This window comes from Mumia xiangluensis (genome assembly GCF_010994095.1).
GTDB lineage: Bacteria > Actinomycetota > Actinomycetes > Propionibacteriales > Nocardioidaceae > Mumia > Mumia xiangluensis.
In genome coordinates, this window is the sequence record NZ_WJYO01000005.1 from 293297 (window position 1) to 306230 (window position 12934).

The following is a 12934-nucleotide window of genomic DNA, read 5'->3' on the forward strand; positions in this document are numbered from 1 at the left end:
GGGCTCGGGCGGCGTGTGCGTGAACAGTTACGGTCACGCCACGCCCAGGGCAGTCAACGGGTAACACCGCGTTCCTAACGTCGACTCCACGATCCCGGCACCAGGCCGGGGCTCTCCAAGGAGTCGTCATGGCGCTCTCGACTGCCGGCGAACAGCCGGGCACCACGACAACCACCGCCGCGCAGCGTCGCCGGACCGGACGATGGATCGACCAGTGGGACCCGGAGGACACGGAGTTCTGGGAGCAGGAGGGGCGCCCGGTCGCCCGCCGCAACCTGATCGTCTCGATCTTCGTCGAGCACCTCGGATTCACCGTCTGGATGCTGTGGAGCATCGTGGCGGTCAACCTGAACAATGCCGGCTTCTCGCTGTCAGACTCCCAGCTGCTGTGGCTGGTGGCGGTGCCCAGCCTGGTCGGCGCGACGATGCGCCTCCCGTACACGTTCGCGGTCGGGCTCTTCGGAGGCCGCAACTGGACGATCGTGTCGGCCCTCCTGCTGCTCGTCCCGTGCTTCGGGCTCATGTGGGCCGTCCAGCACCCGGACATCCCGTTCTGGGCGCTGCTGACCGTGGCGGCGACCGCGGGCCTCGGCGGCGGCAACTTCGCGTCGTCGATGACGAACATCTCGTACTTCTACCCGGAACGCGAGAAGGGCTGGGCGCTGGGCCTCAACGCCGCCGGCGGGAACATCGGCGTGGCCGTCGTTCAGGCGCCGTTCGTCGTGACCGCGGTGATCACGGCCGGAGGATCCCTCGTCCTGTGGCGCGCCGGCTTCATGTGGGTGCCGCTGATCCTGCTGGCCGCGTACCTCGCGTGGAGGCTGATGGACAATCTCGGTACGGCGCAGGCGGACTTCTCGACGTCGGCGGCAGCCGCGAAGCGTCCGCACACCTGGGTGATGTCGTTCCTCTACATCGGCACGTTCGGCTCCTTCATGGGGTACGCCGCCGCGTTCCCGCTGCTCATCAAGATGGAGTTCGCCGGCGTGAACCCGGCGTCGTACGCCTTCCTCGGGGCGCTCGTCGGCTCCCTGGCCCGCCCGTTCGGCGGTAGGTGGGCCGACAGGGTCGGTGGTGCGCGGGTCACGGCGGCGTGCTTCGTCGTGATGGGGCTGGGCGTCGGTCTGGCGGTCCTCGCGCTCCGTGCCGAGTGGTTCGCCGGCTTCCTCGGCTCGTTCCTGCTGCTCTTCGTCGCGACCGGCATCAGCAACGGCTCCACGTACCGGATGATCCCGTCGATCTTCCGCGAGACCGCCGGTGAGGGCGAGGAGGAGCTGCTGCGCTCCAAGCGTGAGGCTGCGGCGGCGATCGGGATCATCGCGGCGGTCGGCGCGTTCGGTGGCTTCTGCGTCCCGCGGATCTACGCGACGGCGGCCGAGCGCTCCGGCTCGATCGAGCCGGCGATGCTGGTCTACATCGGGGTGTACGCCGTGATGCTCGCGGTCACGTGGTTCTTCTACCTTCGCCCGAGCGCACCGATGGCGAAGGCGCGAGTGTGACCGACACGCACTGCCCGTACTGCGCCCTGCAGTGCGCGATGCGGCTGGCTCCCGGGGCAGACGGCGACCTCGCCGCCTCGCCCCGGGAGTTCCCGACGAACCGGGGCGGCATGTGCCAGAAGGGCTGGACGAGTGCCGACCTGCTGCGTACGGCCGACCGGATCACAGCGCCGCTGCGACGCGATCCCGACGGGCGTTTCGTCGAGGTCTCGTGGGACGACGCGCTCGACGAGATCGCCGCCCGCGTGAGCAAACTCCAGGACGCCCACGGTCGAGACACGGTCGCCGTCTTCGGCGGGGGCGGGCTGACCAACGAGAAGGCGTACCTGCTCGGCAAGTTCGCCCGGACCGTCCTGCGCACCCGCTTCATCGACTACAACGGACGGTTCTGCATGTCGTCCGCGGCAGCGGCGGGCAACCGGGCGTTCGGGATCGACCGCGGGATGCCGTTCCCGCTGACCGACCTCGGGGGAGCCGACGCCGTGCTCCTGCTCGGCAGCAACCTCGCCGACACGATGCCGCCGGCGGTGCAGCACCTCGGCGGCGTACGCGAGAGGGGTGGGCTCGTGGTCGTCGACCCGCGGCGCAGCGCGACGGCGCGGCTGTGCGACGACGGCGCGGGGGAGCACCTCCCACTGGTGCCGGGCACCGACCTCACGCTGCTGCTCGGGCTCACGCACATCGTGCTCGCCGAGGGTCTGGCCGACGCCGACTTCCTCGTTGAGCGCACGAACGGCCTCGACGACGTACGCCGCAGCGTCGCAGCCTGGTGGCCGGAGCGGGTCGCGTCCGTGACGGGCATCGACGAGGGTCGTCTCCGCCGGATCGCGCGGCAGCTCGCGGCAGCATCCCCGTCGCGCGGCGGCGCCGGCGCGTACGTCCTCACCGGACGCGGGGCCGAGCAGCACGTCGACGGTACGGACACGGTGACCGCCGCCATCAACCTCGCGCTGTGCCTGGGCCTGCCGGGCCGGGTGGGCAGCGGGTACGGCTGCATCACCGGCCAGGGCAACGGTCAGGGTGGTCGGGAGCACGGACAGAAGTCGGACCAGCTGCCGGGCTACCGGATGATCGACGACCCGTCGGCGCGCGAGCACGTCGCCGCCGTGTGGGGCGTGGAGCCGGACTCCCTCCCCGGCAAGGGCGTGCCTGCCGTGGACCTGCTCATGCGCCTCGGTACCGACGACGGCCCGAGGGCATTGTTCGTCCACGGCTCGAACCTCGTCGTGAGCGCGCCCGACGCGCGGACCGTCACCGAGCGGCTCGCGTCCCTCGACCTGCTGGTCGTCTGCGACTTCGTACCCTCGGAGACCGCGCTCCTCGCCGACTTCATCCTCCCCACGACGCAGTGGGCCGAGGAGGAGGGCACGATGACGAGCCTCGAGGGCCGTGTGATCCGCCGGCGCGCCGCGGTGACGCCGCCTGCCGGGGTCCGCAGCGAGCTGGACATCCTTGCCGGCCTCGGCGCGCGACTCGGTGCGGCCGTCGCCTTGCCGACGGACCCGCGCGAGGTCTTCGACGAGCTGCGACGCGCCTCTGCCGGCGGGAGGGCCGACTACGCCGGCATCTCGTACGCCCGCCTCGACGCGGGCGAGGCGCTGTACTGGCCGTGCCCCACGGAGGAGCACGCAGGGACGCCGCGGCTGTTCGCAGAGGGGTTCGCCCACGGTGACGGCCGCGCCCGCATGGTCGCGGTCAGCCCGCGCGGCCGCGACGACGACCTGACCCGTGAGTCGCCGATCTTCCTGGTCACCGGACGCGTGCTCCAGCACTACCAGTCCGGTGCCCAGACCCGGCGCGTCCGTCGCCTCAACGACGCGGCGCCCGCGGCGTACGTCGAGCTCCACCCGCAGCTCGCCGCCCGCCTCGGCATCGAGGGCGTCGAGGAGGTCCGGGTGACGTCGAGCCGCGGATCGATGGTCGCGCAGGCGCGGATCAGCGCCGACATCCGACCGGACACGGTCTTCGCGCCGTTCCACTTCGCCGGGCTCGCCCGGATCAACAGCGTCACCAACGCCGCCACCGACCCGATCTCGGGGATGCCCGAGTTCAAGGTCTGCGCGGTGGCGGTCGAGGCAGTCGGACCGACAGGGCCGTCGGTGCACCCCGAGCTCGAGGAGGTCGCACGATGACACGTCAGCCACGCAGGACCCGCGTCGTGGTGGTCGGAGCCGGCATGGTCGGCATCCGGTTCGCCGAAGAGGTGGCCCGCGCCGATCGCGAGGGCCGGTTCGAGGTGCTGGTGCTGGGGGAGGAGGCGTACGAGCCGTACAACCGGATCCTCCTCACCGAGCTTGTCGCCGGGCGCGCCGACCTCGCGAGCCTCGCGCTGGCTCGTCCGGACGGAGTCACGGTCCGGCTCGCCGCGCGGGTCCAGGAGATCGACCGCGAGGCCCGTACCGTCCAGGTCGACGGTGAGGCGATCCCGTACGACCACCTGGTGCTGGCGACCGGGGCGCAGGCGCGGGTGCTTCGCGTCCCCGGCCTCGACGGCGACCCCGGTGACCCGCTCCCCGGCGGCGTGTTCGTGCTGCGCTCGGTCGACGACGCGCGGGGGATCACCGCCGCGGCGCTCAACGCGAAGCGGGCGGTCGTCGTCGGGGGCGGGCCGCTCGGCGTCGAGGCGGCCTGCGGGATGCGGCTGAGGGGTGTCGCTGTCGACGTGATCTCGTTCGCGGGCCACCTCCTCGACCGCGACCTCGACCCCGAGCCTGGCCGGCTCCTCGCGGCGGCCGTCGGCGACCTCGGCGTCACCTTCCACGGCAACGCGGCACTCGCAGGGGTCACCCACAGCGACGGGCACGTCGACGGTGTCGGCCTCGACGACGGTCGTACGCTCGCCGCCGACCTGGTCGTCCTCGCCGCCGGCGCGGTGCCGGAGACCGCGCTCGCGGCTGCGGCCGGCCTGGAGGTGGCGCACGGCATCGTCGTCGGCGACGACCTCGCCACCACCGTCGATCCCGCGGTCTTCGCGATCGGCGACTGCGCCCAGACGCCGTCCGGGGTCTCCGGGCTGGTCGCGCCGGGGTGGGAGCAGGCCCGAGCGCTGGCGCAGCGGCTCGTCCACGGCGAGATCGGCGAACCCGTCCCGGTTGTGCTCGCTGGCGCGGCCATGCGCCTGAAGGCGGCAGGCGTGAGCCTGGTCTCGATGGGGCGCAAGGCGTCGAACGCCGACGGGGCACGGGTCCTGACGATGAGCGACCCGTACGCCCGCCGCTACGTCGAGGTCGTCCTCGACGGCGACGAGCTGGTCGGGATGACCTGCCTCGGGGCCGCCGAGCTGTCCTCGACGCTCAGCGTCCAGTTCGGGCGGCCCGGCGTCGTACCCCTTGACCCGCTCCAGCTCCTCGCGCCGAGCGCCGGCCAGGCCGACGCGGCGGCGGGCTCTCCGACCACGATGCCGGGCAGCACGACGGTGTGCCGCTGCAACGGCGTGACCAAGCGCGATCTCGTCAAGGCGTGGGAGGGCGGCGCGTGCTCGGTCGACGCGCTCGCGACCACCACCCGCGCCACCACGGGCTGCGGTGGGTGCACGTCCCTCGTCCGCGGCATCTGCGACTGGCTGCAGACGTCGGACCCCGATGACGGGGTTTCGACTCGCTCCGCTCGCTCAACCAGCGGGGACGGTGTCTCACAGGTCGAGGTGCTCGACCGTGAGCCGGTTGTGAAGGGTGCGTAACCCCATGAACCAGGACCCGAAACACCCTCTTCCTAACGTCTCGGACATGGATACCGAGACTGCTCGCAAGAGGCTCGTCGTGATCGGCGCCGGCATGGTCGCGCACCGGCTCGTGGAGGCCCTCGTCGAGCGCGGCGCGACCGACGAGTGGACCATCGACGTCTTCGGCGAGGAGTCGCGTCCTCCGTACGACCGGGTGGCGCTCACCTCGTTCTTCTCCGACCGCGACCCCGACGACCTCGTCCTCGGTGACGGCTCGCTGTGGACGGTCGACGGGGTGCGTCTTCACCGCGGTGTCCAGGCGACGGGGATCGATCGTGAGGCGCGGACCGTCAGCGCCCGCGGGCGGACCTATCCGTACGACGCGCTCGTGCTCGCCACGGGGTCGTACGCGATGGTGCCGCCGATCGACGGCAAGGACACGCCCGGCTGCTTCGTCTACCGGACCGTCGACGACGTGGCCGAGCTGAGGGCGTACGTCAACGAGCTCGCTGCCCGGCTCGACCGGCCTGTCCGCGGCGCGGTCGTGGGCGGCGGGCTGCTCGGGCTCGAGGCCGCAGGCGCGCTGCAGGCCCTCGGCGCCGAGTCCACGGTGATCGAGTTCGCGCCGTGGCTGATGCCGATGCAGGTCGACGAGGCCGGCGGGCGCACGCTGCGCCGGATCATCGAGCAGCTCGGCGTGCAGGTGCGTACGGCGACCGCCACCGCGAAGGTCCGTCCCAACCGGCGCGGGACCGTCGGATCGATGGAGTTCGCTGACGGTGGCGGCAGCATCGACGTGGACGTCGTCGTGTTCGCGACCGGCGTGCGTCCCCGCGACGAGCTCGCCCGCGAGATCGGCCTGAGCATCGGCGAGCGCGGGGGCGTGGCCTGCGACGACGCGTGCATCACCGACGACCCGTCCATCTACGCGATCGGCGAGGTCGCGCACATCGCCGGCCGCACCTGGGGGCTCGTCGGACCGGGCTACACGATGGCCGAGGTCGTCGCGGACCGGCTCCTCGGCGGCGACGCCACGTTCACCAGCGGTGACCTCTCGACCAAGCTCAAGCTGCTCGGGGTCGACGTCGCGAGCTTCGGCGACGCGTTCGCCGGCACCGAGGGGAGCCTCGAGGTCGTGTACGCCGACCCGGTCGGTGGCGTCTACAAGAAGCTGGTGATGTCCGACGACGCCAAGACGCTGCTCGGCGGCATCCTCGTCGGCGACGCGGAGGCGTACGCATCCCTGCGGCCGATGGTCGGCAGCGAGCTCGGATCCGACCCGACCGCATGGCTCGTCCCGGACGGTGTGACACCGATCGGGGGCGTGTCCCTTCCCGACGAGGCGTCGGTGTGCTCCTGCAACAACGTCACCGCTGGGGCGATCCGGTGCGCGGTGCGCGGCGAGGGAACCGCCGAGCCCTGCCACGACCTGGGCTCGGTCAAGGGCTGCACGAAGGCCGGTACGAGCTGCGGCTCGTGCCTCCCGCTCGTCAAGAAGCTGCTCGACGAAGAGCTCACCGCGGCGGGCATCGAGACCTCGAACGCGCTGTGCGAGCACTTCGCGACCAGCCGCGCGCAGCTGTTCGACATCGTGCGCGTCACCGGCATCCGGACGTTCTCCGAGCTGGTCGCGACGCACGGGACCGGACGCGGCTGCGACATCTGCCGGCCCGTGGTGGCGTCGATCCTCGCGTCGCTCGAGACCGGGCACGTGCTCGACGGCGAGGCTGCGGCGCTCCAGGACACCAACGACCACGTCATGGCCAACATGCAGAAGGACGGCACCTACTCCGTCGTTCCCCGCATCCCTGGCGGCGAGGTCACGCCCGAGGGGCTGATCGCGATCGGGCAGGTCGCGGCCGACTTCGGGCTGTACACGAAGATCACCGGCGGGCAGCGGATCGACCTGTTCGGCGCCCGCATCGACCAGCTGCCCGCCATCTGGAAGCAGCTGATCGACGCCGGCTTCGAGTCCGGGCACGCGTACGGCAAGTCGCTGCGGACCGTGAAGTCGTGCGTCGGCTCGACGTGGTGCCGCTACGGCGTGCAGGACTCGGTGGGCCTCGCGATCGCGCTGGAGCTGCGCTACCGCGGGCTGCGGTCGCCGCACAAGATCAAGCTGGGCGTCTCCGGGTGTGCTCGCGAGTGCGCCGAGGCCCGGGGCAAGGACGTTGGCGTGATCGCCACCGACAAGGGCTGGAACGTCTATGTCGGGGGCAACGGCGGCTTCACCCCGCGGCACGCCCAGCTGTTCGCCGAGGACCTCACCACCGAGGAGCTGGTCGCGGTGATCGACCGCTTCCTGCTCTACTACGTCCGCACCGCCGACAGGCTTCAAAGGACCGCGGCCTGGCTCGAGACGATCGAGGGCGGGATCGATCACGTACGATCTGTGGTGATCGACGACAGTCTCGGCATCGTGGCCGACCTCGATGCAGCGATGGCGGTGCACGTCGACAAGTACGAGGACGAGTGGGCAGCGACGCTCGCAGACCCTGACAAGCTGAAGAAGTTCACGAGCTTCGTCAACAGTCCTGACACCCCCGACCCGGACCTGGTCTACGTCGACGAACGCGGTCAGCGCCGACCCGCCACCCCGCAGGAGCGGGCGACGTTGATCGCCGGGACGACGCTGGAGGTCCGATCGTGATCCCCTCGCAAGAGCTCGAATGGGTGCGCGTCTGCGCGCTCGACGCCCTGACTCCCGACCGTGGGGCCGCCGCTCTGGTGCACGGCCGCCAGGTCGCGCTGTTCCGGCTCTCCGGTGACGAGGGCGTGCACGCCCTCGGGCACCGCGACCCGTACTCCGGCGCCAACGTGATCGCGCGCGGCCTGGTCGGCAGCGTCGGTGACGTGGCTGTCGTGGCGTCGCCCCTGCACAAGCAGCGCTTCCGCTTCGACGACGGGAGCGCGGTCGAGGATCCGGGCGTCCGCGTCGGCGTGTGGGGGACCCGCGTGGTCGACGGCTTCGTCGAGGTCACGACCGTTCCCGTCGTCGAGCCGGAGCCGCCGGTCCAGGCGCCCGCCTCGCTGGTCGAGGCCGTGGCGGCGCCGTGACCCCGCTCGGCCCGGTGCTCGCCGGGACCGCGATCCTCGTGACGGCCCAGCGCCGCGCCGACGACCTGGCGCTCGCGCTGGGCCGGCGCGGTGCGGTGGTGTCCGTGGCGTCCGCGCTGGGCGTGGAGTCGCACATCGACGAGGAGACGCTGCTCGCGCACACCCGTCGGCTCGTCGCGGAGTCCGCCGACGTCGTCGTCGTGACGACCGGCATCGGCTTCCGTTCGTGGCTGGACACCGCTGAGGCAGCAGGGCTCGGCGAGGCGCTGGTGGAAGCGCTGACCCGGACGCGCCTGGTCGCTCGCGGTCCCAAGGCGCGAGGTGCCCTTCAGGCTGCGGGGCTCGTGCCGGACTGGGTGGCGGAGTCCGAGACGTCCGCCGAGATCGCCGACTTCCTGTGCACCGACGGCGTCGAGGGCTTGCGGATCGTGGTCCAGCACCACGGCGCCGGCGACGACGGGCTCGAGGACAAGCTGCGCGCCGCCGGTGGACATCCGGTGGGTCTTGTCGTCTATCGGTGGGGGCCGCCGCCCGATCCCGAAGCGGTCCGCGCCTCGGTGCGCGATGCCGCGGCGGGGGCGTACGACGCGGTGGTCTTCACGTCCGCTCCCGGCTCGGCGGCGTGGCTGAACACCGCCCGTGACGAGGGCGTGCTCGCCGAGATCGTCGAGCTCACCGAGGCCGGCCTCCTCACCGTCGCCGCCGTCGGCCCGGTGACCGCGGAGCCGCTGCGGAACGCGGGGATCCTGCCGCTGGTCCCGGACCGCGGACGCCTCGGCTCACTGGTCCGCACGCTGATCATGGAGCTCGGCGACGACCACGAGGCCGTACGCACGCCCGCGGGAGCGTTGCGCGTGAGGGCCAGTGCCGTCACCCTCGACCACGAGGTGGTGGCGGTGTCGCCGAGCGGGCTCGCCGTGCTGCGTGCCCTGACCGCCGTACCCGGAGCGGTCGTGTCGCGCGAGGCGTTGCTGCGCGTGCTTCCCGGGTGCTCGACCGACCCGCACACCGCGGAGGTCGCAGTCGCGCGGCTGCGTGACTCGTTCCGAGGACGGGCGGTCGTCGAGACCGTCGTCAAGCGTGGGTACCGCATCAACCTCGACCACGGGAGCCCGGCATGACGACGTTGGTGGCGTGCAGCCACGGCACCCGCGACGCGGCCGGCCAGGCGGCGATCGCACGACTCGTCGACGCGGTGACCCGTGCCCTTCCGGGGCTCGCCGTCGCACCGACGTACGTGGACGTGCAGCAGCCGCAGGTCGCGGAGGTGGTGGGGGAGACCGGGGGACCGACCGTCGTCGTGCCGCTGCTGCTGTCGTCCGGGTACCACGTCCACGTCGACATCGCGTCCGCGGTCGCGGGGCGCGACGAGGTGGTGGCGGCGCCTGCGCTCGGCCCGGACCCGGTGCTGGCCGGGCTGCTCGTCAAGCGGCTCCGCCAGGTGGGGCTGCGGTCGACGGACAAGGTCGTGCTCGCCGCCGCCGGGTCGTCGGACCCGCAGGCGCGCCGTGATACCGAGCGGGCGGCGGCACTGCTCGCGACGGCGCTCGGCCGTCCGGTCGCGCTCGGGCACGTCGGTGGACCTCAGCGTCACGTTGCTGAGGTCGTCGAACAGCTCGGCCGAGACCGTACCTCCGGGCGCACCGTGGTCTCCCCGTACCTGCTCGCGCCCGGTTGGTTCCGCGACCGCCTCGACGGAGTCGGAGCGGACCTCGTGAGCGCGCCGCTGCTGGATGGGGGTGAGCCCGACGCGAGGCTCACAGGACTCGTCGTGCGCCGATTCCTCGACGCCCGCGGCAGGGCGTACGCGCAGGCGGCGTAGCGATGAGTGCGGTCCATAGGTGTCACCAGCTGGCAGCCATGGACCGCGTTGACCGCTCCGTGTGGTTTGACGCGGCGGTTCCGTCGTGCGGCGAACCGCGCTGACCCCTAACGTCACCCCTGAAGGCGCGACCAGGGGAGTTCGGATGAGTACGACCGAGGCTGCGACACCCTCGACGATCAACAAGCTGACCCTTCCGACACTCACCGCGATGGTGGTCGGCGGCATGGTGGGCGCGGGAGTGTTCTCGCTCCCGGCGCGCTTCGGGGTCGCGACCGGCATCCTCGGGTCGCTGATCGCCTGGGCGATCGCCGGCACCGGCATGCTCATGCTCGCGTTCGTGTTCCAGAACCTCGCCAACCGCAAGCCCGACCTGGACTCGGGCGTCTTCATCTACGCCAAGGCGGGATTCGGCGACTACGCGGGCTTCAACTCGGCGATCGGGTTCTGGGCGAGCGCCGTCGCGGGCAACACGTTCTACTGGGTCTTCATCACCGCCACCCTCGGCGCGTTCTTCGAGGGCTTCGGCGACGGCGACACGGTGCTGGCGGTGGCCCTCGGCACGGCGGGTGTGTGGTTCTTCCACACGCTGATCTCCCGAGGGGTCCGCGACGCGGCGGTCATCAACCGGATCGTCACCGTCTTCAAGATCCTCCCGATCATCGTGTTCATCATCGTGCTGTTCCTGAACTTCGACGCCGACGTGTTCGCCGACAACTGGACCGCCTACGGGTACGGCGACCTCGGCAACCTCGACGAGCAGGTTCGCAACACGATGATCATCACCACCTTCGTGTTCATCGGCATCGAGGGCGCGAGCGTGTACTCGCGCTACGCCAAGAAGCGCTCCGACGTCGGGCGCGCGACCGTGCTCGGGTTCCTCAGCGTGCTGTCGCTGTTCGCGCTCGTCACGCTCTCGAGCTACTCGGTGGTGCCGCAGCCGGAGCTCGCCGACACCCGGCAGCCGTCGATGGTCGGCGTCTTCGAGTCGGTCGTGGGGGACTGGGGCGAGATCTTCATCAGCGTCGCCGTCATCGTGTCCGTCCTCGGCGCCTACCTGGCGTGGACCCTGATGGCGGCCGAGGTCATGTTCATCCCGGCCCGCAACGACGACTTCCCCCGCTTCCTCGGCCAGGAGAACTCCAAGGGCACCCCGATCACCGCGCTCGTCGTGACCTCGCTCGGCGTCCAGGCCCTGCTCGCACTCACCCTCGTCATCGAGGACGCGCTCAACTTCATGCTCGACCTGAGCACCAGCCTCGCGCTGCTGCCGTACTTCCTCGCCGCCGCGTACGCCCTCAAGCTCGGCCTCACGGGGGAGTCGTACGAGGGCGAGTCGTCGCGGGTCCGGCGCAAGGAGACGATCATCGCCGGCGTCGCGACGGCGTACACGCTCTTCCTCTTCGACGCCGCCGGACTGGAGTTCCTCATCCTGTCGGCGCTGATCCTCGCGCCCGCCACGGTTCTCTACGTGAAGGCGCGCACCGAGAACGGCCGTCGTCTCTTCACCCCGACCGAGGTCGCGCTGTTCGTCGTCATCGTCGTCGCGGCGGTCGGCGGCGCCATCGCGCTGTGGACCGGCCGCATCACCCTCTGACCTCCAAGAAAGGCTGCTGAGCAATGAGCGACAACGTCTCCGCCTCGTACGGCGTCCACTCCGAGGTCGGACGGCTGCGCAAGGTCCTCGTCTGCCGGCCCGGGCTGGCGCACCGCCGACTGACCCCGACCAACGCCGACGACCTCCTGTTCGACGACGTGATGTGGGTGGAGAACGCGCAGCGCGACCACGCGGACTTCGTCAACAAGCTCACCAACCGCGGCGTCGAGGTGGTCGAGCTGCACGACCTGCTCGCGCAGACCGTCGCCATCCCCGAGGCACGCGAGTGGCTCCTCGACCGCAAGATCGTGCCGAACGAGGTCGGCCTCGGGCTCCTCGACGGCACTCGCGAGTATCTCGAGTCGCTCGACCCGGCGCCGCTGGCGGAGCTGCTGATCGGCGGGATGGCGACCGTCGACCTCCCGGAGGACTTCCGCACCCCGTACGTCGCGATGGCGAGGGAGTCGACCGGCGTCCAGGAGTACCTGATGCCGCCGCTGCCGAACACGCTCTACACGCGCGACACGACCTGCTGGCTGTACGGGGGAGTGACGCTGAACCCGCTCTACTGGCCGGCCCGGCACGACGAGACCCTGCTGATGAAGGCGATCTACTCGTACCACCCGGACTTCGTCGGCTCGACCGTGTGGTGGGGCGACCCCGAGCAGGACTGGGGGCAGGCGACGTTCGAGGGCGGCGACATCATGCCGGTCGGCGACGGTGTCGTCCTCATGGGCATGAGCGAGCGCACGTCGCGACAGGCGATCACCCAGGTGGCGCAGGCGCTGTTCGCGCAGGGTGCCGCCGAACGCGTCGTCGTCGCGGGCATGCCGAAGCTGCGGGCTGCGATGCACCTCGACACGGTGTTCACGTTCGCCGACCGCGACATCGTGACGCTGTACCCGCGGATCATGGACGGCGTCCACACGTTCTCGCTCTACCCGAGCGACCAGGCTCCGGGTGTCGAGGTCGTCGACGAGGGGGAGGGGCGGTTCGTCGAGGTCGTCGCCGAGTCGCTGGGGCTGCCGGAGCTGCGGGTGATCGAGACCGGTGGCGACGTCTACGCGTCGGAGCGCCAGCAGTGGGACTCCGGCAACAACGCCGTCGCGCTCGAGCCGGGCGTCGTGTTCACCTACGACCGCAACACCGAGACGAACGCCCTCCTGCGCAAGGCGGGGGTCGAGGTGATCACGATCGTCGGTGCCGAGCTGGGTCGTGGCCGCGGCGGCGGGCACTGCATGACGTGCCCGATCGTCCGGGAACCCGTGGACTTCTGACGCTCCTCGCCGCGTGGCGGT

9 protein-coding genes are annotated in these 12934 nt (G+C 71.3%); all 9 read left to right on the forward strand.

Translation table 11 applies throughout. From position 1 onward, the window contains the following. The first annotated feature begins 128 nt into the window (after positions 1–128). The 9 genes from GH747_RS16855 (at position 129) to arcA (ending at position 12913) form a co-directional block, all read left to right on the forward strand. On the forward strand, positions 129–1499 hold the full coding sequence (locus GH747_RS16855) for an MFS transporter (RefSeq protein WP_149770780.1): 1371 nt from the start codon (positions 129–131) through the stop codon (positions 1497–1499). Then, positions 1496–3631 carry a molybdopterin oxidoreductase family protein gene (locus GH747_RS16860; RefSeq protein ID WP_149770781.1) on the forward strand — a complete coding sequence of 712 codons (2136 nt, stop codon included), beginning with the start codon at positions 1496–1498 and terminating at the stop codon, positions 3629–3631. The genes GH747_RS16855 and GH747_RS16860 overlap by 4 nt, the downstream gene beginning before the upstream one ends. After that, complete coding sequence (locus GH747_RS16865) at positions 3628–5178, forward strand: FAD-dependent oxidoreductase (protein WP_149770782.1); 1551 nt, start codon at positions 3628–3630, stop codon at positions 5176–5178. Before GH747_RS16860 ends, GH747_RS16865 begins: the two co-directional genes overlap by 4 nt. Positions 5179–5224: 46 nt before the next feature. Then, positions 5225–7810: a nitrite reductase large subunit NirB gene (gene nirB / locus GH747_RS16870; RefSeq protein WP_149770783.1), complete on the forward strand. Its 2586-nt coding sequence runs from the start codon at positions 5225–5227 to the stop codon at positions 7808–7810. Beyond that, positions 7807–8217 carry a nitrite reductase small subunit NirD gene (nirD, locus tag GH747_RS16875; RefSeq protein ID WP_228552962.1) on the forward strand — a complete coding sequence of 137 codons (411 nt, stop codon included), beginning with the start codon at positions 7807–7809 and terminating at the stop codon, positions 8215–8217. Before nirB ends, nirD begins: the two co-directional genes overlap by 4 nt. Beyond that, the gene (locus GH747_RS16880) at positions 8214–9338 is read left to right on the forward strand and encodes a uroporphyrinogen-III synthase (protein ID WP_149770784.1); all 1125 of its coding nucleotides are present in this window, start codon (positions 8214–8216) and stop codon (positions 9336–9338) included. Before nirD ends, GH747_RS16880 begins: the two co-directional genes overlap by 4 nt. Then, positions 9335–10039 carry a sirohydrochlorin chelatase gene (locus tag GH747_RS16885; protein WP_149770785.1) on the forward strand — a complete coding sequence of 235 codons (705 nt, stop codon included), beginning with the start codon at positions 9335–9337 and terminating at the stop codon, positions 10037–10039. Before GH747_RS16880 ends, GH747_RS16885 begins: the two co-directional genes overlap by 4 nt. 145 nt (positions 10040–10184) lie before the next feature. Further along, a complete protein-coding gene (locus GH747_RS16890; RefSeq protein WP_149770786.1) occupies positions 10185–11636 on the forward strand; it encodes a basic amino acid/polyamine antiporter in 1452 nt (483 codons plus the stop codon). A gap of 23 nt (positions 11637–11659) precedes the next feature. Further along, entirely contained in the window at positions 11660–12913 is a 1254-nt protein-coding gene (arcA, locus tag GH747_RS16895; protein ID WP_149770787.1) for an arginine deiminase, read from the forward strand. The last annotated feature ends 21 nt before the right edge of the window (positions 12914–12934 follow it).